Source organism: Leptolyngbya sp. 'hensonii', assembly GCF_001939115.1.
In the GTDB taxonomy this organism is placed as follows: domain Bacteria; phylum Cyanobacteriota; class Cyanobacteriia.
Window position 1 is genome coordinate 159,658 of sequence record NZ_MQTZ01000017.1, and the last position, 19,567, is coordinate 179,224.

At 55.4% G+C, this 19,567-nt stretch carries 16 protein-coding genes; 11 read left to right on the plus strand and 5 right to left on the minus strand.

Features of this window, described 5'->3' with window-relative positions:
* Nucleotides 1-20 precede the first annotated feature (20 nt).
* The 3 genes from gltX to ccsB form a co-directional block, all read right to left on the minus strand.
* The gene (gene gltX / locus BST81_RS06285; protein ID WP_075597680.1) at nucleotides 21-1,538 is read right to left on the minus strand and encodes a glutamate--tRNA ligase; all 1,518 of its coding nucleotides are present in this window, start codon (nucleotides 1,536-1,538) and stop codon (nucleotides 21-23) included.
* 101 nt (nucleotides 1,539-1,639) lie between these two features.
* Nucleotides 1,640-2,641: a tRNA lysidine(34) synthetase TilS gene (tilS, locus tag BST81_RS06290; RefSeq protein WP_075597681.1), complete on the minus strand. Its 1,002-nt coding sequence runs from the start codon at nucleotides 2,639-2,641 to the stop codon at nucleotides 1,640-1,642.
* Nucleotides 2,642-2,650: 9 nt separating this feature from the next.
* On the minus strand, nucleotides 2,651-3,679 hold the full coding sequence (gene ccsB, locus BST81_RS06295) for a c-type cytochrome biogenesis protein CcsB (protein ID WP_075597682.1): 1,029 nt from the start codon (nucleotides 3,677-3,679) through the stop codon (nucleotides 2,651-2,653).
* A gap of 371 nt (nucleotides 3,680-4,050) precedes the next feature.
* On the opposite strand from ccsB, the gene BST81_RS06300 reads away from it, so the two are divergent.
* The 9 genes from BST81_RS06300 (at nucleotide 4,051) to BST81_RS06335 (ending at nucleotide 13,779) form a co-directional block, all read left to right on the plus strand.
* Complete coding sequence (locus tag BST81_RS06300) at nucleotides 4,051-7,203, plus strand: BTAD domain-containing putative transcriptional regulator (RefSeq protein WP_075597683.1); 3,153 nt, start codon at nucleotides 4,051-4,053, stop codon at nucleotides 7,201-7,203.
* Between the two features lie 2 nt (nucleotides 7,204-7,205).
* Nucleotides 7,206-7,730, plus strand: coding sequence for a DUF4242 domain-containing protein (locus BST81_RS06305; RefSeq protein ID WP_075597684.1), 525 nt, complete (start codon nucleotides 7,206-7,208; stop codon nucleotides 7,728-7,730).
* A gap of 117 nt (nucleotides 7,731-7,847) precedes the next feature.
* Nucleotides 7,848-8,474: a GNAT family N-acetyltransferase gene (locus BST81_RS06310; protein WP_075597685.1), complete on the plus strand. Its 627-nt coding sequence runs from the start codon at nucleotides 7,848-7,850 to the stop codon at nucleotides 8,472-8,474.
* 105 nt (nucleotides 8,475-8,579) lie between these two features.
* Nucleotides 8,580-9,560, plus strand: a complete 981-nt coding sequence (locus BST81_RS06315) for a homocysteine S-methyltransferase family protein (protein WP_075597686.1) — start codon at nucleotides 8,580-8,582, stop codon at nucleotides 9,558-9,560.
* A 46-nt stretch (nucleotides 9,561-9,606) separates the two neighbouring features.
* On the plus strand, nucleotides 9,607-10,629 hold the full coding sequence (locus BST81_RS06320; protein WP_075597687.1) for an aromatic ring-hydroxylating dioxygenase subunit alpha: 1,023 nt from the start codon (nucleotides 9,607-9,609) through the stop codon (nucleotides 10,627-10,629).
* Nucleotides 10,630-10,651: 22 nt separating this feature from the next.
* The gene (locus BST81_RS27940) at nucleotides 10,652-10,810 is read left to right on the plus strand and encodes a hypothetical protein (protein WP_216351232.1); all 159 of its coding nucleotides are present in this window, start codon (nucleotides 10,652-10,654) and stop codon (nucleotides 10,808-10,810) included.
* Between the two features lie 20 nt (nucleotides 10,811-10,830).
* On the plus strand, nucleotides 10,831-11,553 hold the full coding sequence (locus BST81_RS06325) for a sterol desaturase family protein (RefSeq protein WP_075597688.1): 723 nt from the start codon (nucleotides 10,831-10,833) through the stop codon (nucleotides 11,551-11,553).
* On the plus strand, nucleotides 11,550-12,224 hold the full coding sequence (locus BST81_RS06330) for an acyl transferase (RefSeq protein WP_075597689.1): 675 nt from the start codon (nucleotides 11,550-11,552) through the stop codon (nucleotides 12,222-12,224). The genes BST81_RS06325 and BST81_RS06330 overlap by 4 nt, the downstream gene beginning before the upstream one ends.
* Before the next feature lie 49 nt (nucleotides 12,225-12,273).
* Nucleotides 12,274-13,779 carry a GH3 auxin-responsive promoter family protein gene (locus BST81_RS06335; protein ID WP_253188108.1) on the plus strand — a complete coding sequence of 502 codons (1,506 nt, stop codon included), beginning with the start codon at nucleotides 12,274-12,276 and terminating at the stop codon, nucleotides 13,777-13,779.
* Nucleotides 13,780-13,821: 42 nt separating this feature from the next.
* Here the strand turns inward: BST81_RS06335 and BST81_RS06340 are convergent, their stop codons facing one another.
* Nucleotides 13,822-14,205, minus strand: coding sequence for a hypothetical protein (locus tag BST81_RS06340; RefSeq protein WP_075597690.1), 384 nt, complete (start codon nucleotides 14,203-14,205; stop codon nucleotides 13,822-13,824).
* 369 nt (nucleotides 14,206-14,574) lie between these two features.
* On the opposite strand from BST81_RS06340, the gene hemE reads away from it, so the two are divergent.
* Both hemE and BST81_RS06350 read left to right on the plus strand, forming a co-directional pair.
* Complete coding sequence (hemE, locus tag BST81_RS06345) at nucleotides 14,575-15,639, plus strand: uroporphyrinogen decarboxylase (RefSeq protein WP_075597691.1); 1,065 nt, start codon at nucleotides 14,575-14,577, stop codon at nucleotides 15,637-15,639.
* Between the two features lie 160 nt (nucleotides 15,640-15,799).
* The gene (locus BST81_RS06350) at nucleotides 15,800-16,777 is read left to right on the plus strand and encodes an NAD(P)-dependent oxidoreductase (protein ID WP_075597692.1); all 978 of its coding nucleotides are present in this window, start codon (nucleotides 15,800-15,802) and stop codon (nucleotides 16,775-16,777) included.
* A 31-nt stretch (nucleotides 16,778-16,808) separates the two neighbouring features.
* On the opposite strand, the gene BST81_RS06355 is transcribed toward BST81_RS06350, so the two are convergent.
* Complete coding sequence (locus BST81_RS06355; RefSeq protein ID WP_216351233.1) at nucleotides 16,809-19,439, minus strand: PAS domain S-box protein; 2,631 nt, start codon at nucleotides 19,437-19,439, stop codon at nucleotides 16,809-16,811.
* Nucleotides 19,440-19,567 lie beyond the last annotated feature (128 nt).

A 19,567-nucleotide genomic window follows, 5' to 3' on the forward strand; every position in this document is an offset into this window, starting at 1 on the left:
CACTGGATAGGACAGGTTCCTCATTTCGCGATCGTCAGGGCCTGCTGCAGGCGAGGCCGATCCTGCCCTCGCTGGTGCAGGAGCAACCAGGATTGCATCAGATCGGGACCTTGCAATTGACCCGTCAGCGTCGCCCGCAGGGACTTCATCACCAGGCCCCGCTTCAGATTCTGTGCCTGCACCACCTGATCCAGAATCGCCTTGGCCCGCGCTTCCGTCAGGGCCTCCGTTTCCTGCTCCAGCAGGGTCACGATCGCCTGTAACGCAGTGGCCGAACCCACCTGTTCCAACTGTTTGGCCGCCTCTGGCATGAACTCAAACGGGTCAGCAAAGAGGAACCGCACCATCTCCACCCCATCGGCAACTGCCGGTAGAGCGGGGCCAATAATTTCCCGCACCTGGGCCATCCAGGTCGGATCACTAACCGGCAGGCGGACCAGACTGGGGCCAACCAGGGCTCCCAACTGTTCCAACCAAGGTCGATCGGCTAGGGGATCAAACAGATATCCCGCCGCCTGCCAGAAGGGAATCAACAAATCCGTCATCTCTGGGACAGAGAGCCGATGCAGGTACTGGCTGTTGATCCAATCCAGCTTGGCCCAGTCAAACTTAGCTCCGGCAGGATTAACCCGTTCAAAATCAAACTGTTGGGCCGCCTCCTGCAAGCGGAACAGTTCCTGAGTAGAATCCGGAGGAGACCAACCCAACAGCGTCATGTAATTGACCAGCCCCTCCGAGGTATAGCCCATCTTGCGGAAGTCATCGATCGAAGTCACCCCATTGCGCTTCGAGAGCTTCCGCCCCCCCTGATCCAAAATCAGCGGCGTGTGAGCAAATCGGGGGACAGCCGCCCCCATCGCCTCGTACAGCAGAATTTGCTTGGCCGTGTTGGCAATGTGATCCTCGCCCCGAATCACATGGGTAATCTGCATGTCAATGTCATCCACCACCACGACAAAGTTATAGAGGGGTTGGCCCAGTTCTGGGGCCATGGCAGCCCGGGCAATCACCATATCTCCACCCAGATCACTCCCTTTCCAGGTGACAGGCCCCCGCACCAGATCGGTCCAGGTGATTTCCCGATCGTCATCAATCTTGAACCGGATCACCGGTTGTCGTCCCTCAGCTACATAGGCTGCCTCCTGCTCTGGAGACAGATGGCGATGGCGATTATCGTACCGGGGTGCTTGTTTCCGGGCCGTCTGAGAGGCCCGCAGCGCTTCCAATTCCTCTGGAGTGTCATAGGCTCGATAGGCCAGCCCTTGATCCAGCAGGGTTTGAATCGCTGCTTTGTACAGGTCCATCCGCTTGGACTGGAAGAAAGGCCCTTCATCCCAAGTCAACCCTAACCAGGTCAGGCCATCCAGAATGTTCTGGGTAAATTCAGGGCGCGATCGCTCCAGATCCGTGTCTTCAATCCGGAGAATAAACTGCCCTCCGTGGTGGCGGGCGAACAGCCAGTTAAAAACACCGGTCCGGGCTGTGCCAATATGGAGATTTCCGGTGGGACTGGGCGCAAGACGAACGCGAACGGACATAAGACATTGTATTGAGATTATGCATTCCCCATTCTACAGGTGTCGCTTCGGAAGCGAGAGCCACGATCGAAATTTCCAGGCGTCCCCACAATCGTCCACAACTACTGTGGGCTTCTCAGGCAGATCCAATCCCCTTCTACTTGGGCGATCGACCCGCCCGGCAAAGGATCGGTGCAGGACCGGTTGGGAGCACTGATCAAGGCCACCAGCTTTTCAATCTGCTCAAAGGTAGGACTGCAGGGCAACTGCTGTTCCAGAAATTGCCGCACCACCCGCCGCTGCAGGGCCAGAGGAGCCTCTCCCAGGGGAAGGCGATGCAAAGCGGCCCGATCGAGGGGTTGCACCTGCTGCCGCAGTTGCGTCGCCTCTGCTTCCAGGTAAGCAACCTCGGCCTGCAGCAGTTCTGCGGTCTGGGCCAGCAGCTTTTCAGCCTGGGGATTCAGATGCTCTTGCAGATAGGGAATCAGGTCCTGGCGAATGCGATTGCGGGCATAGCTCCGGTCCATGTTGGTAGCATCCTCCCAGACGGGTAGGTGAAAGGTCTGGCAGAAAGCGGCGGTCTCCGATCGGGACAGGGCCAGCAACGGACGCACCAAGGTGACTTCAGGGGTCAAGTGCCGTCGCCAAGTGAGGGCCTGCAACCCATCACTGCCACTGCCCCGGACCAGATTGTAGAGCAGGGTTTCCGCCCGATCGCTGGCCGTATGTCCGGTAACGATCGTGCCATATCCCCCCACCTGAGCCATCTCGATCAGAGCCGCGTAACGCCATTGACGGGCCGCAGCCTCGGAGCGGGAGCCCTGTTCCGAAGGGGAGCACGTGCGGCGGTAACAGGGAAGACCCCAACTGAGCGCCAGGGATTCTACATGGTCCGCATTGGCAGCAGAGTCCGATCGCCAGCCATGGTCACAGTGACCGATGGCCAGATTCCAGCCCCACTTCGGCTGCAGATCGAGGAAGAGCTTGGCCAGACAGAGGGAATCCTGCCCACCGGAGACGGCCAGCAGGAGAGACTGATTTGAAGTCAGGAGCTTACGACTGCGGAGAACCTGATGCACCTGAGCATGCAGGGGAGTCCAGGGCGATCGGGCCACAGATTCCATCGGGACAGGTTAGAAAAACCACCCATAGCTATGCAATCCCTTCCCCAACAGATTAACCCCCAGATAACAAACCCAGACCACCGCAAACCCAGTGGCAGCCAGAATCGCTGGACGACGTCCCTGCCAACCGCGCGTCATCCGGGCATGGAGATAGGCGGCGAACACCAGCCAGGTAATCAAGGCCCAGGTTTCCTTCGGGTCCCAGCTCCAGTAGGAGCCCCAGGCTTCATTTGCCCAGACAGCTCCAGCAATGATCCCGATCGTCAACAGGGGAAACCCCAAGCCAATAATGCGATAGCTGATGTTGTCCAGGCTTTCGGCCAGACTGAGGCGCTGGGGCGTGAGGGGTTCGACCTTTACCTTAGGCTGAGTGGAGGGCAGTTCCAGGGTCACCGTGCCCCCATTGGTTCTGGGGTCTACCGAAATGGCAGAACCAGAGGACAAGGCAGGCTCAGAGCCCCCCCCTGCCCGCCGTAGCCGCAAGCGACTGTCCCGAAACCCCCCTGTGCCCACAGAACTTCCTTTGAGTTCGATCGCCTGTCCCTGGGTCACGATCAGGAATGCGATCGCCATCAACGCCCCCACCATCAGGGTGGCATAACTCAACATCATGACGCTGACATGCATCATCAACCAGTTGGATTTCAACGCCGGAACGAGGGGAGCCGAGGCCTGCATGTCGGTGGGCAGGGTGAGGGTAGCAAAGGCGGCAATCCCCATGGCGACGGGTGCAGTCACCACCCCAACCAGGCGACTGCCACTCTTGTTCTCAGCAATCAAATGAATGGTGGTAATACCCCAGGTGAGGAAAAACAGGGATTCGTAGAGGTTGCTGATCGGAAAATAACCGGCCTCCAGCCAGCGGGCTGCCAGCAAAGCGGCGATACAAAGGTTCGCGATCGCCATCCCCGTGGTTCCCAGGGCAGACAGATAGGGCATGCGGGGAAAGGCTGCCCCAACCCAGTAAACCAGCAAGGTGAGAAACAGAATGGCAAACGCAGCGTTATCTAACCCATTCTGGAGCGCAACCAGATCCATCGCAACCTCTTTAACTAAATGCCTGAATCTTAAGGACTCTTTCGGAGAGCTTGTTCCTGTTTAACTATGGTAAGTCAATTGGGTGGTTTTCAAGAGGCTACCTGCCCAGGTTGTTGTCGAATTGGGATTTGAATCGAGAATTAGTTGCCTGACCAGGAGCCGAACTGCAGGTTCAATAAGCGCCATGCTTTTCTATCCTGATCTAATTCGGAAAATCCCCGGTGATGCATCCCATCCCCAGCAGAATGGCAGGAATGGTTAATCGTAACGGAAAGGGAAACAATTTTATAATCGATTGCTCTCAAACCTTGAACCTCCGAGAAAATAGGGATCAGGATTCTAAGTTATGTTGACGGCAATCCCATCTCGTCATGGCTCAACCTCTCACCATTAGGCTCCTGGGAGGCTTCTCCCTAACAGAAGGCAACCGCCCCCTGGGAACGCCGATCACGGGACGATCGCAAGCCCTGCTGGGCTTCCTGGTGTTGCATCGCCATGCAGCCCAGACCCGACAGCGGATCGCCTTTCACCTCTGGCCCGATTCCAGCGAGGCTCAGGCAAGGGCAAACCTGCGGAAGGAATTGAGTGGCCTGCGTCGCAGCCTGCCCCAGGCCGATACATTGTTGTGGGTAGATGCCAAAACAATGCAATGGATCGGAACTGAGATCGCCACGCTGGATGTGGTCGCATTTGAATCTGCCGTGCAAGCCGCAGAGCAGACCTCCAATCGAGGGGAAGCTAAATCCAGGCTGGAACAGGCTCTGCAGCTATATCAAGGAGATTTGTTACCTGACCATCCGGATGGGTGGCTTATCCCCGAACGGCAACGACTGCAACAGCAGGCCGGGTGGGCCTTAAACCGACTGGTTACCCTATTAGAAGCACAACAGGATTACACCAGGGCCATCGCCTACGCACAACAGATGCTGCGGCTGGATGGGTTAAATGAAGCAACCTACACCACCCTCATGCGCTTGCATGAGTTAACCGGCGATCGAGCCAGTGCACTGCAGGTCTACCACCAGTGCATGACTGTCCTGCGGGAAGAACTAGGGATCGACCCCAGTCTGACCACGCGCAGACTGTATGAGCAACTACTACGGGAAGAGACCGATCCCGAACAGCCCCCCCTGAAACCCAGCAAGGCCCCACCTATCCCCTCCAGCCTACCTCCATTCCCCGCAGGAAGCAGACCTCCGTTGATTGGACGCCCGCAGGAGTGGGCCTGCATCCAGCAATGGGCTAAGGCCATCCTGCAGGACTGGCCTGACCCGAAATCCAGGCCAGCGATGCCGATAGCGCCCAGAGTCCTGCTGTTGTTGGGGGAACCTGGCATTGGCAAAACCCGATTATTGGAAGAACTGGGAGAGCGCGCTGCAGGTCAGGCTCAGATCCTGTGGGGCCATGGCTATGCTCCTGAGATGACGCGACCCTATGGGGTCTGGATTGATGCCCTCCGGAATGCAGCCATCACTGCCACCGTCCCGCTCCCTCCAGAACTAGGGTTCTGGCTACCTGAACTGGGACACCCTTCTCCAGCACCACCCGATCTGAGCCATTTGCTGGATGCCATGGTTCAAGTTCTGGCGCAATGGGTCCACCAAACCCCCCTGTTCGTGTTTCTGGATGATCTGCAATGGGTCGATGAAGCCTCCTCAACCGTGCTGCATTACGCGATCCGCCTGCTGCGGCCTTTGCCCGTCTTGTTTGCCTGCACTGCCCGATCGGGAGAACTGGCAGAGAACGCAGCCATGATGCGGGTCATCCAGGCTCTGAGACGGGAACAACAGATCCAGACCCTAGAATTGCGGCCCCTCGATCGGGAAGAAACGGCAGATCTGATTCGCAGCACCTCAGAGGTGCATGTCCCTGGCCTCTCTCTGGCCATCATCAATCAGGTCTTCATCAACAGCGGCGGCAACCCCCTCTTCGCTCTGGAAATTGCCCGCTCCCTGGGTCAGACCAACCCTGCTCCCACCCACAATCTGGCCGCGCTGATCGGCGATCGTTTACAGCGCCTGGACGCCCCGATACGGGAATTGCTGCCCTGGGCAGCCGCTCTGGGACGGAGCTTCAAACCGACAACCCTGGCTCTGGTCGCCGATTATCCTCTGCCCAGGCTGTTAACGGCGATCGAGACCCTGGAGCAACAGGCCATTATCCGTCCTGGTTCTGGCCTGGGTCAGGATACAGGCTATGACTTTGCCCATGACATTGTGCGCCAAGTCGTCTATGAACAACTCTCCCCACCTCGCCGCCAGATGGTACATTGGCAGATTGCCCAGCGGTTGCAGCAGCAGGCCAACCAGAACAACGGCTTAATCAGTGATATTGCTCATCACGCTGCCCTGGCTGGCGATCACCCCCTGGCCACCGCTGCCGCCCTCGCCGCCGCCACCCATTGCCTGAAGGTCTTTGCCTATGCTGAAGCCCTGGAGTTAGCCCAGCAAGGTCTGCAGCATTGCCAACACCTGGATCCATCCACCAGACTGCCGTTGCAGTTGGGCTTGCTGCGGATTTGCGCCCTGGCAGGCGTGACCTGCGATCGAGCAGCACAACTGGAACAGGATGTTCATCACCTAATCCATGAGGCCCAATCCCTGGGTCTAAATGATGCCGCTGCTGTTGGGCTAGAGACCCTGGTCATCTGGCAGTTCGATCGGAGCAATTTTACAGCGGTTCACCACCAGTCCCTGCAAGTAGCAGCAGCCAGTCAGGCTGCCAGCCCAGCAACAGCAGCGCGCATGCTGGCTTACAGCGGATCCTGTCTGGCGGAAATTGGGCGAGACCTGATCCGGGCCGAAGCGTTGCTGGAGTCGGCCCAGACCCTTGCAGCCAGAGTAGGACTGGAGATTTGTGACATTTTCAGCGGTTTGGGCTGTGTCCATCGTCATCATGGACGATACCCTGAGGCCCGATCGCTCCTGCAGCGGGCCTGCCACCTGGCCAGAGCTGAACAAGATCACTGGCGGGAATTCACGTACATCAGCTATCTGGCCATGACCGAACTGGAAGCCGGGAATCCAGAGGCAGCCCTACCCTACTGCGATGAAATGTCGGCTGTGGCCGCCAACATCCAGGGAGAAGGGAGTGAAGCGGCTGTAGCTGGAGCTCTGGCTGCCTTAGCTCGATATCAACGACAGCCCACGGCAGTGCTGAACCAGGAGTTGAATCAGGGGATTACAACCCTGCAACAGGTGGATACGAAACGGATGCTGGCCTATGTGCTGATTGGTGCAGCCACCGTCGATTTGCGCTGCGGTCGCCCGGACCTCGCTGTCTCCCACGCTGAAACGGCGCTGCAAACCGCCCAGATCGTGAATCATCCCAGCGAAATTGCCCTCAGTTGGGCTTTGTTGATCCAAAGTCTGCTGGCCCTGGGAGAACGCCAGCAGGCAGTCGCTCATTTTACGGCCTTACACCCGACCCTCGATCGTCTGGATCTGAACCATCTGGCCCAAATCGCCGTTGATCAGACCCTCCAGCAGATACAACCCACAGACCCATCCATTGCATTGAGGTGATTATGGCATTTGTGATTGTAGAAACCCTGGCGGACTATCCCTTGACCCCAGAAAACCCCACAGAGACGGATCTAAGAGTCCTGGCCTGTCTGGCAGAACGTCACAGCACCTGGCGTTATTCCCTTTTGTCCACCGATCGGCGACGCATGATCTGCACCTTCGAGGCTCCCGATGCAGAATCCGTGCGGGAATCCTATCGCAAGGGTGGCGGGTTCTTCAGTTGCATCTGGAGCGGGGAGCTGATTCAACCTGCAGGGGGGCTCCCTCAACGCCAGGAATCGAAACTGAAAGTCATTGAAGGCACCTATCCTCCCATCAGCGTGGAAGCCTGGAATGATGCCAATCACAAAACCCTCAATTGTTATGCTGAACGGGGAATTGAGTGGATTCAGTCCTACATTTCCCTTGATCGCACCCGGGTCATTTGTGAACTCAATGCTGCCGATGCAGAATCCGTGCGGCAAACTCAACACAAGGTTGGCATTGCCTTCGATCGGGTCTGGTCAGCCCGTCTGTTGTTGCCCTAATGCCGACAATGGCCTGCCGATCCAGAGGGGGGATCGCTCTGGCAGCAGTTTCGAATCGCGACGATCGGTAGCTTAGGGTCAGCAGTCCAAATTAGCAGGCTGCATCGGAGAAACCCCATGTTTCAGACCCAATTTGATCTCACCCCGACTCATCGCCCCACTGCAGCGCCCCAGATGCGCATCGCCAGACCGATCGATCAAAAATATGTGATTGCGACCCTGGTCCTAGCCTTCAGTCAGGATCCGATCGTCCGCTGGATGTATCCAGACGCCTATCAGTATCTGACCCATTTCCCCCGCTTTGTTCAGGCATTTGGGGGAAAAGCCTTTGACCAGGGAACTGCCTATTCCATCAACACCTATGCTGGTACAGCCCTCTGGTTTTCCCCAGGGGTGGAACTGGATGCAGAGCCCCTGTTCGAACTAGTGCGCCACAGTGTTTTTGAGCCAGAGCAGGCAGACGTATTTGGCCTGTTCGAACAGATGGATCACTATCATCCCCACCCCCCCCACTGGTATCTACCCCTGATCGGGGTTGAACCCACCTCCCAGGGCCAGGGCTATGGTTCAGCCTTGCTACAGCATGTTCTACAGTATTGCGATCGCGATCGTATCCCAGCCTATCTGGAATCCTCAAACCCAGCCAACATTCCCCTTTACCAGCGGCATGGCTTCGCGCTCCTGGGGACAATTCAGGCAGGCACATCCCCCACCCTGTTCCCCATGCTCCGCCAGCCGCAATAATCCCCACAGTCATGGCACACAATGCCTCTTCTTGCCTGCCATGACTCCTAGACAGAATGCCTTCTCCCTTATCCCTACCCATTACTCTCTACAGGAGTGACCCTCATGACACGCTACAGACACCAATTACCGCAACTTTCGAATAGCCTGTTTATCACTGACGGGGGCCTTGAGACCACCCTCATCTTCCATCAAGGCTGGGATTTACCAGATTTTGCCGCCTTTGACTTGCTCAAACATCAGACCGGCTATCAAGCCCTGCGACAATACTTCCAGAGCTACGCTGTCCTCGCCCAAACCTATGGGATGGGGCTAGTCCTGGAAAGCGCCACCTGGCGAGCCAACCCAGACTGGGGCACAAAACTTGGCTATGATCGGGCCACCCTGGCAGAAATGAATCGACGGTCGATCGCCCTGCTCCATCAAATTCGCACCGAATACGAGACCGTTCGTAGCCCCATGGTGATCAGCGGCTGCCTGGGTCCCCGTGGCGATGGCTACATCCCATCTGAGGCCATGACCATCGGTGAAGCCGCAGTCTACCACCAGGACCAGATCACCACCTTCTGGGAAGCCGGGGCAGACCTAGTCACGGCCATGACCATGAACTATGTGGAAGAGGCGATCGGGATTGTCCAGGCGGCCCAGTTCACCGGGATGCCGGTGGCCATTTCCTTCACCGTTGAAACCGATGGAAACCTGCCTACGGGACAGCCTCTGGCAGATGCGATCGCTCAGGTTGATGCCATTACCGATCAGGGGCCAGCCTATTACATGATCAACTGTGCCCATCCCACCCATTTCGAGGCTTTGTTGAGCCGGGGTGAGCCCTGGGTAGGGCGGATTCGGGGCCTCCGGGGCAATGCCTCTGCGAAAAGTCACGCGGAACTGAATGAGGCCACAGAGCTGGACGATGGCAATCCAGAAGAGTTGGCCCAGCAGTACCGTGACCTGAGAGAGCAATTACCCCATCTGACTATACTGGGAGGATGTTGTGGAACCGATCAGCGCCACATTGAGTCTATTTGCAAAGCCTGTGTGCCCCTGGTGTGGACCCATTTCTCCAGCATAGGAGCCTGGATGTGAGCGATCGTTCCCTCTCAACTTTGGACGCTGTTTGACCACCCTTGCCATGCAATTTGCAGACTTTTGGTACGTGGCTGCTCTAGAGCGGGACTTGAAACCCAATCGGGTGTTGAGTCGGGTCATTCTGGATGAATGGCTGGCTCTATTTCGGGGACCAGACGGGCAGCCCGTTGCCCTGCGCGATCGTTGCCTGCACCGCAACAGCCGCCTCTCCCCTGGCACGGTCTGCCGGGGCCAACTCCATTGCCCTTACCATGGTTGGGTCTATGACCAGACTGGCACCGTGGTTGCCGTGCCTGCGGAAGGGGACCATTACAGTCCCTCTCCCCCACGACAGGCCGTTCGCTATGACACCTGTGAACAGGATGGTTACGTTTATGTGCGGCTGGCCCCCTCTCCTCCAGAAGTCTTCCGCCCCTTTGCCCTGCCGTTCTACCAACAGCCCGGTTGGGAAACAGTCCGTGTGATTAATCGCTTCTCCAACTCTGTCACCAACTGCGCCGAGAACTTCATCGATATTCCCCATACAGTTTCGGTCCATCCCGGCGTGTTTCGCACCCCCCACCGCCAGAAACTGGACATGACTGTGGAACGGCGCAATGGCTCCGTCTTCGTGGTCTATCGCAACGAAACCACTAACCTGGGCTGGTATCGCCCCTTTCTCAACTGGAATGGACATCCGATCCAGCATACAGACGAGTTCCACATGCCCAATATCACCAGCGTGGAGTACAATCTGGGGCCCCGACGCCGACTGTTCATCACCAGCCAATCCATCCCGGAGACCGCAGACTCCACCCTCGTCTATACGGATGTAACATTCAACTACGGCCTCTGGAACAAACTGGCCCGCCCTTTTGTTTACTGGACAGCCCAACATATCATTCATCAGGACATGGCCATTTTAGGTCTGCAACAAGAGACGATCGCCCGCTATGGCCAGCAGTTCTGCCACACGTCTGCCGACACCATTCATGTCTTTGTGGAATCCATTCGCGCCGCGATCGCCCGGGGTCAGGACCCCCGTACCCTGCCAAACCAGAGGGTGGAGGTGACCTTCTGGGTATGACGGTATAGAGAAAGTAGAGAAGTTGAACTATCGCTTTAGTATGTATCAAAAGGGAACGGATGGCATGGTGAGAATGGCCACCACCATTATCATGGCTACAGCATCCGTGGTCGTTCTGGCCAATCTCACGCCCGCGATCGTGGATCTAGTGAGAACCCTGTCCGCAACGCACGGACCGTAAGGTTCATCCCAGTTGGTGCCATGGTTATCTTCTTCGCCTTTGTGTCCCTGATCGCTCTGACGCTCGTGCACGATCGCTCCCTGACTCGCTTCCGCACAAAATCCTGGGAAGATTGGGTGCTGGATCTGGTGGGCCTGGGTCTACAGGGTCTGGTGATTCCCCTGCTGCAGATCACGGTGGTGTACCGTCTTTACCAAAGCCTCTGGCCCACTTTACAAGGTATTGTCGTCATACCAGGCAGCCTTGCTTTTCTCCTCAGTTTTGTGTTGGTGGATTATCTCTACTATTGGAACCATCGGCTGCTGCATACCCGCTGGCTCTGGCCCTGGCATCAGGTGCACCACACTGTCACCCAGATGGATGTGCTGGGCACCTCCCGCAACAGTCTGGGGAGCAGTTTTCTGATTCTGTACCTGTGGGTGCATACCCTGGCCCTCTACCTGCTGCAAGACCCCAGAGGCTACCTGGTCGGGGTGAGTCTGACCGCAATGTTGGACCTGTGGCGACACAGTGAGCTCAACCCTGCTAGCGATTCACCGGTGGGGGGATTTCTCTCTCCCTGGCTAATTCTGCCCCAGGATCATACCCTGCACCATGACCCTACCCTGAGCCCAGGGTATTACGGGGCCAATCTAAAGCTGTGGGACCGGTTGCATGGGACCGATCGGCTCTCCCTCCTTTCCTCTGCTACCCTGTTCCCTGAGTTACCGTTGATACGCAAGCTGTTCTGGCCCTTTCCATGACCTTCCTCAGCCGAATTCTCAGCTTCTTTCCGGCGTTCGTGCTGGTGACGATCGCAGTTGCTTTTCTCTACCTTTGTATTGCCCCCGGTGTTCTCAGTATCCTGGCCCTGCTGTTTAGCTTCTATGGTTTTCCCCTGCTCGTCTTCCGCCTGCACAACGTTTTCTATCCCCTGCAAGAAGGGATCAGTGATTTGATCGGGCCGACCTATTCACCCTGGTGGGGTAGTCACCAGATCCAGAGTTTATACATTGCATTTCCAGCCCTGGAAAGCATCCTCAGACTGATTCCCGGCGCTTTCTCCCTGTGGTTGCGTCTCTGGGGGGCACGCATCGGTCGATCGGTCTACTGGACCCCCAAACTGGAGATTGCCGATCGCAGCCTGCTGGAGATCGGCGATCGGGTTATCTTTGGCTACCAGATTGCCCTCTGCTCCCATATCATCAAACCCCGTCGCCAGAATCTGATGCTGTACGTGCGGCGAATCAAAATCGGCAGTGAGGCATTCCTGGGGTCAGGCTCCTACATCGGTCCAGGGGTGGAAATTGAGGCTGGAACTTCCGTGCCAATCGCCAGTCACCTGTATCTGAATACAAAAGTCCAGGAAGCCTCGGTAACGGATCAGACAACCTATAGTAACGAGACGGATGGAGGAGATGGGGATGATGAGTGAAAAACCTCTGTTAGCAACTCCACAGGGAGAATCTTAATCCTTGTCTCTGGTGGCCTCCCTGCTGAGAATGGCCCTGGCCCCGGTGGCCCAGGGATTTCATCAGGCTCTGGAGCACCCTCAGCAGGCTCAAGGGAGGGTCCAGCGTCAGATCTGCGATCGCCTCCTCGCCAGCCAATATGGTCAGGCCCTGGGAGTGCAGTCTGTGGCAGATTGGTCCCAGATCCCGATCGTGGACTATGACGAGATGGCCCCCTGGATCCAGCGACAACAGGGCAATACAGCACCTATCCTGACTCCAGAACCCATCCTCTTTTACGAAAAAACGTCGGGGAGTCGGGGACCGGCCAAGTGGATTCCCTACACCCGATCGCTACGCCGATCTTTTAATCACCTATTCTGCATCTGGGCCCATGATCTGCTCTCCCATGGCCCCCCCTTTGCCAGCGGCAAAGCCTACTTCTGCATTTCCCCTCAACTGAATGATCCCCCCTCTGGGGATCTTTCCATCGGTCTAGCAGATGACTCTGAGTATCTCGATCCCTGGCTTCGCTGGCTGCTAAAGCCGTTTCTGGTGATGCCACCAGGTCTGACCCGGCTCCAAGACCCAGAGCAGTTCAAACATCAGCTCTGTCTGGCCTTACTCCAGGACGTGAATCTGGAAATCATTTCCATCTGGAGCCCCAGTTTTTTACAGGTCCTCCTGCATTACATCCAGGCCCACAGAACCGAACTCCAGTCGGAGCTCCAGGGAAAACTCTCCCCCGATCGTTTGGGCCTGTTGGGAGCATCCCCCCTCCCTTGGACCACCCTCTGGCCCAAGCTGAAATTGATTTCCTGTTGGGATAGTGTCCATGCTGCTGATCGGGCCGCAGTGCTGCGCCAACTTTTCCCCGATGTGCTGGTCCAGGGAAAGGGACTGCTGGCCACCGAGGCCCCGATCACGGTGCCGCTGATCCAGGCCAGGGGCTTTCTGCCGCTGCTGGATGAGGTCTTTCTGGAATTTGCCGATGCCGACAACCGGATTCATCTACTCCATGAGCTGGAGATGGGGACTCCCTACAGTGTTATTCTTTCCCAGAAGGGAGGACTCTACCGATATCGCCTGGGCGATCGGGTGCGAGCAACCCACCAGTACAAAGCCACACCCTGCCTGGAGTTCCTGGGACGCGATCAACCCCTCAGTGATCTGGTGGGGGAGAAGCTCCACGAAGACTTTGTGCGGGATGTTTTGACCACCCTGGATCTCCCTGATACGAGCTACCAGAGCCTAGTATCAGTGTTACACCCCACACCCCATTACGTCCTGCTCCTGGATCGAGCCTCCCAGCCCCCTGAGAACCTTGCCCGTACCCTCGATCGAGGACTCTGCCAGTCTTACCAGTATCGTCAGGCCCGTCACCTGGGTCAGCTCACCGCCGCCCAGGTGATCGTGTCTGAGACCATCGCAGCCACGATCGTCCAGGTCAGACTGCAGCAGGGCCAGAAATGGGGAGATGTGAAACATCCTCTGCTGCTCACCACTCCCCTGCCTCATCTCCCCAGGGATGGACAGTAAATAGTCCTGCAGGCCAGGAGATTCCCTGAATTCACCAAATCACTACTTACCCTGATAGTGGATTTTCAACCACTGATTCAGTTCTGTTTCCGTCTCAGCGTAAACGGCTTCGCCGGTTTGCGGATCATAGGCATACCACCAGTTCCCCCCTGCTTCGTCCATCACCTGACGGACCTGCAGCCCAGCATCGGGGGCGATCGCTTGCATCAGACTCCGCCGCAGACGACCCAGTTTTTCGACCAGAGAGGAACCAGCAACCTGGGTCTTCTCAACCACGAGCTGCCGTCGTTCCTGTTCCAACAATTCCAACAGTTGCGTATTATTATTCGCTTTAGCAATTTCGGCGCGATGGCTCAGGGAGTCGAGGATATTATTCCGATGTTTATAGGCCAGGGCGAACTGGTTGAAGTGTAAGAGATTAGCCATAAGTGCGCAGCCCAAGGTATTTAATAGACGACAGGAAAAAACTAGATGCATACAAGCATAATGTTTTTCTGTATTTAAAAGTACAAAATTTAGCGCTTGTTTGCATTCCTGCCAGAGGGTGAAAATCAATGCAAAACGCAACCTTAACCATGCAAAACCTGCAAGCTAGATCAGGTTCCTATTCATCAGCCTTAAACCAGACCGGATCAAGACTTTTTGAATCATATTTTGAACTTCTGTAACAGTCTTCCTGAGCAAAAATGTGTCCCCGCAATCGCTGTATAATCTGATCCGGCAACAGGTGTGAAATCCTCATGGGATGTAACATTCACGTTACATAGTTAATATTTTTATCGGAGAACGTTTTCAATGGCGACCTTATCTCAAGTTCCTCATCTTTTGCGGGCTGCCCGTGGTGAAAAAGTCGATCGTCCGCCCGTTTGGATGATGCGTCAGGCAGGTCGCTATATGAAGGTGTATCGAGACTTACGAGATAAGTACCCCTCGTTCCGGGAACGTTCGGAAAATCCCGATCTGGCCATTGAAATCTCGCTGCAACCCTTCCGGGCCTTTCAACCCGATGGGGTGATCCTCTTCTCCGATATTCTGACCCCCCTGCCAGGCATGGGCATCCCTTTTGACATCGTCGAGAGCCGGGGGCCGATCATTGACCCTCCCATCCGCTCCATGGAGCAGATCGAACAACTCCATGCCCTCGACCCGGAAACTTCCCTCCCCTTCATCCGAACGATTCTCCAAACCCTGCGTCAGGAAGTGGGCAATCAAGCCACGGTGCTGGGTTTTGTCGGTGCCCCCTGGACTCTGGCCGCCTATGCGATCGAAGGTAAGAGCTCCAAAGATTACGCTGTGATTAAACGGATGGCTTTCTCAGCTCCTCAGATTTTGCATGCATTTCTGGAAAAGCTAGCGGATGCGATCGCCATTTATGTCCGTTATCAGATTGATTGTGGAGCCCAGGTGGTGCAGATGTTTGATTCCTGGGCTGGTCAACTGAGTCCTCAAGATTACGATGTCTTTGCACTCCCCTATCAGCAGCGCGTTTTTCGGCAGGTGAAGGCCACCCACCCAGACACCCCCCTCATCCTCTATATCAATGGCAGTGCCGGGATTCTGGAACGGATGGCCCAGTCGGGTGCAGATATTGTCAGCGTCGATTGGACTGTGGATATGGCGGATGCCCGTCGGCGTCTGGGGTCTGAGGTGGGGGTGCAGGGCAATATGGATCCCTGTGCTCTGTTTGGGTCGCAGGATTTCATTCGCGATCGGATCTTTGATACGGTGCGGAAGGCGGGCAACCACCGGCATATCTTTAACCTGGGTCATGGGGTGCTGCCCAGCACGCCAGAGGAGAATGTCGCCTTCTTCTTTGAAACGGCGAAGCAGTTGGATAAATTGCTGGCGATGCCGGTTTAGCGATCGGCGAGAACACTGCAGAGGCGCGGAGAAGGCAGAGAGGACTTTGCGTCTGGTGCAGGTAACGGTTGATTAGATAGGGCTAAAATAACCGCAGAGGTGCAGAGGGTCTGCTCTACACCCTGCGTTTTTTGCTGTTTTGCGGTAGATCACTATATCTATGTCCCAACGTATTTTCCTGACTGGTGCGAGTGGCTGTATTGGTCACTATATGGCTGAAGCATTGATTCAAGAAACAGAGGATGAGCTGTTTTTGTTGGTCAGGAATCCGGATAAATTAAAGTTCGATTACAATGCCCGTCCCGGTATCACCATCCTGCAGGGGGACATGCGGCAGATTGAAGAGTTTGCTGATTTGCTGCAAACAATGGATGCTGCTGTGCTGGCGGCGACAGCCTGGGGAGATCCTCAAGAGACCTATGACATCAATGTGGTCAAAACGATCCGGCTGCTGAATCTGCTGAACCCGGAAGTTTGTCAACAGGTGATTTACTTCTCAACTGCCAGTATTCTGGATCGAAATAATGAACCGCTTCAGGCAGCGGGTGAGATTGGGACGGACTACATCAAAACAAAATATGCCTGTCATCAACAGTTGGCAAACTTGGCGATCGCACCTCGTCTAACGGTGGTCTTTCCCACCCTGGTCTTCGGAGGAGATGAGCAGAAGCCTTACTCCCATATCTCTGCCGGTTTGCCGGAGGTGGTTCGCTGGCTCTGGTTAATCCGCTTTCTGGGAGCAGATGGCAGTTTCCACTTCATCCATGGTCGAGATATTGCCCAGGTCATAAGGTACCTTCTCAAACATCCTGCTGAACCAGGGCCAGATGGGGAGCAGGAGGGAATTCGTCAGTATGTGCTGGGCAATCAGCGGACTTATGTGAATCAGGCGATCGATGAAGTCTGTGCCTACATGGGTTTACGGACCTATTTTCGGATTCCCCTCTCTTTCTGGCTGGCCAGCACCCTGATGAAGGTGCTCCGGTTTCAGGTGGCGGAATGGGATTTCTTCTCCCTGCAATACCGGCATTTCACTCACAAAACCGTGACGAATCCGGGTACTTTTGGATTGCCGATCTATTGCCCCAACGTTGTTGATTTGTTCAGGGTGAGAGGGATTCCTGCTGCTAAAAAATGACGACATGGGATGATTCAGGGTCCAGGGCCACTTACCGTAAGGGGAGGGTAACCAGGCAGGTTGTTCCCCGACCCACTTCGCTCATCACCTGAATCGTGCCTTGGTGCAAATCCACACACTTCTTGACCACGACCAAGCCCAAACCAGTCCCAGGAATGGTCCGAACATTCTTGCCTCGATAAAAGGGTTCAAACAACCGCTTCTGATCATCAATGGGAATACCAATCCCCTGATCGATAACCTGAAGCAAGACCTGAGCGGGCTCAAACTCCAGGGTGAGACCAATCATCCCTCCCTGGGGAGAATATTTGATGGCATTAGACAGTAAATTAGACAGAATTGATCTCAAAAGCTTACTATCCAGATAAGCCGGTGTCGATGAGCCTTGACAGGTAACTGTAAGACTGTACTGCCCCCCAGCACTGAGTTGCATCTCTTCAACAAACTGGCGACAATACCTTTCCACATCCAGGAGTTGGGGATTAAATTCTAGTTTCCCCGTCTCAGCACGATTGATGGTCAAGATATCATCCAGCAATTGCACCATATTCCTGACAGAATCCTGAATTCTATGAAGATTTCGGAGTCGCTTCTCGGAGTGATTCCATTCGTCCTGACAGGTTTCCAAAAGCTGTGCTGCAGCCAGAGCAGTACTGAGAGGAGTCCGAAATTCATGGGAAGCCATGGAGAAGAACCGTGTCTTTAAAGCACTCAGTTCTTTTTCCCGTTCCAGGGCTAATCTGACTTCATCCAGCCGCTTGCGCTCCGTAATATCCCGAGCAGTGACAATGATCCGGAGAATAGCCGTGCTATCTGTATAAGCCTGGGCGATCGCTTCCATCATTCGCCAGGAACTATCTTGATGGCGATATCGGCTCTCAATCGGACAGGTCAAATGCGTTTGCTGTCCCCTTTGTCTCAGGCATGCCTGCATCAGGCTGTTTGTGGTCACCCAATCTTCAGGGTGAACCAGTTCCAGCAAAGTACGCCCGACCAGAGTTGCAGCGGGGTAGCCCAGCACTTTCTCTGCTGATGGGCTGACATAATGAATGGTGCCCTCCGGGTCAAGAATCATGATGATATCCAGCGCGTTTTCAATCAGCGATCGAAACCGCTCTTCACTTTGACGCAGAGCTTGCTCCACCTGCTTCCGCCCTGTTGTATCTCGCTGCACGGCGATCCAGTGGGTGTAGCGGCCCTGTTTATCGGCAACTGGGACAATACTAAATTCATTCCAAAACTCCGTCCCATCTTTACGGTAGTTAATCACCTCTACTGTAATCGGTTCCCAATGCGTCAGGGCTGTGCGTACCTGCTGCAGTATAACACCATCAGTTTTAGGTCCCTGCAATAACCGGGGAGTCTTGCCCAGAACCTCCTCCGGTTGGTAACCCGTGATGCGAGTAAACGCCTCATTCACATAGATAATCCGGGGTCCAGGTTCCGAAATAGGTTCTGCTTCCGTGATGATCACGGCATCATTCGTGTTGACTACGACAGATTGCAACAGGCGCACCTGTTCAGCTTGCCGCTTTTGCTCAGTGATGTCAGCAATCACAGCGACAATGCCTCGAATTTGACCATCACTGTCCGGGAGAGGCGCAGCCGAGAAGCTGATATCAATGGGTATTCCATCTCGACGATGACAGCGTAATTCCATCCGGGTGTAAGTCTTTCCCTGCAGCACACTGGTTTGCAGGGCAGTCTGATCCGCCTGGGGATCATCCAAACAGATGGGATTGGGACAATCCATCACCTCTACCTCAGTCCACCCAAACATGCGCTCAGCTGCCGGATTCCAGATCTTCACCCGCCCCTCTAGGTCCAGCATAAAGATAGCCCGGGGAGATGCCTGAACCAGGGCTTGCAGGGTCTCATTGGTGTGGCGTAGAGCCACTTCGGTCCGTTGCCGCTCTAAAATTTCCTCCTGCAGGGAATGATTGGCTGTTGCCAGTTCTGCAGTCCGATCCTGTACCCGCAGTTCCAGACCTGCATTGAGTTGCTGCAGCTGGTTATAGAGTTCAGACTGTTGGATGGCAATAGCAACCTGGGTTGCCAGTTGTTGCATCAACTCTAGCTCCCAGATTTCCCACTTGCGGGGACGGTTACACTGATGGGCAATTAACAGCCCCCAGAGATAGGGAGCAGCAGATCTTGAATCTAGAGAATAGCCTGCTGGCTGATGGCGATTTTCCTGGATAATAGGAACAACCAATTTTGCTTTCACCCCAAACTGCCGGACAAACTCTGCCAGGCAAGGCTGGACATCAGCTTGTTCGACATTCATAATGGCGCGGGTTTTTCCCAGGGAGTAAGCCTGATGATACTCCACAGGAAACACCTCCTCTGGGAAGGTTTGCCCTAAGACCCGAGGATAGGGGGGTAAGACGGTTTCATAAATGGCAGAACCAGTGCCATCATCCCAGAGGCGATACAGCAGAACCCGATCGGCACCCAGAAACTGCTGAACTTCCTCGACTGTGGTCTTCAACACTTCATCCAGATCCAGAGACTGGCGAATGTGCTGGGCGATCTGATGGATCAAGCGTTCTCGATCTGTTTGGCGCAACAGCAGCACCTCAGCCCGTCGCCGTCGCAGGACTTCCTGGCTGAAATACCAGCAAACAATCGCCAGGACTAGAACGCCAAAGCCCATGGTCATGAAAACTACAGTTGTCGCACTCAAGCCAAACATTGATACAAGAGTGAGCCCATGATGGATTAAACCACTTGGATGAGTCAAACCCTGAGGGGGCAGAGCGATGCCATGCCCCTTCTTAAACCACGCAG

Coding starts and splice junctions, on each gene's coding strand:
- BST81_RS06325 (WP_075597688.1), top strand. CDS start 10,831: ATGGTTATCTTCTTCGCCTTTGTGTCCCTGATCGCTCTGACGCTCGTG.
- BST81_RS06355 (WP_216351233.1), bottom strand. CDS start 19,439: ATGACCATGGGCTTTGGCGTTCTAGTCCTGGCGATTGTTTGCTGGTAT.
- ccsB (WP_075597682.1), bottom strand. CDS start 3,679: ATGGATCTGGTTGCGCTCCAGAATGGGTTAGATAACGCTGCGTTTGCC.
- BST81_RS06305 (WP_075597684.1), top strand. CDS start 7,206: ATGGCATTTGTGATTGTAGAAACCCTGGCGGACTATCCCTTGACCCCA.
- BST81_RS06320 (WP_075597687.1), top strand. CDS start 9,607: ATGCAATTTGCAGACTTTTGGTACGTGGCTGCTCTAGAGCGGGACTTG.
- tilS (WP_075597681.1), bottom strand. CDS start 2,641: ATGGAATCTGTGGCCCGATCGCCCTGGACTCCCCTGCATGCTCAGGTG.
- hemE (WP_075597691.1), top strand. CDS start 14,575: ATGGCGACCTTATCTCAAGTTCCTCATCTTTTGCGGGCTGCCCGTGGT.
- BST81_RS06350 (WP_075597692.1), top strand. CDS start 15,800: ATGTCCCAACGTATTTTCCTGACTGGTGCGAGTGGCTGTATTGGTCAC.
- BST81_RS06315 (WP_075597686.1), top strand. CDS start 8,580: ATGACACGCTACAGACACCAATTACCGCAACTTTCGAATAGCCTGTTT.
- BST81_RS06340 (WP_075597690.1), bottom strand. CDS start 14,205: ATGGCTAATCTCTTACACTTCAACCAGTTCGCCCTGGCCTATAAACAT.
- BST81_RS06310 (WP_075597685.1), top strand. CDS start 7,848: ATGTTTCAGACCCAATTTGATCTCACCCCGACTCATCGCCCCACTGCA.
- BST81_RS06300 (WP_075597683.1), top strand. CDS start 4,051: ATGGCTCAACCTCTCACCATTAGGCTCCTGGGAGGCTTCTCCCTAACA.
- BST81_RS06330 (WP_075597689.1), top strand. CDS start 11,550: ATGACCTTCCTCAGCCGAATTCTCAGCTTCTTTCCGGCGTTCGTGCTG.
- gltX (WP_075597680.1), bottom strand. CDS start 1,538: ATGTCCGTTCGCGTTCGTCTTGCGCCCAGTCCCACCGGAAATCTCCAT.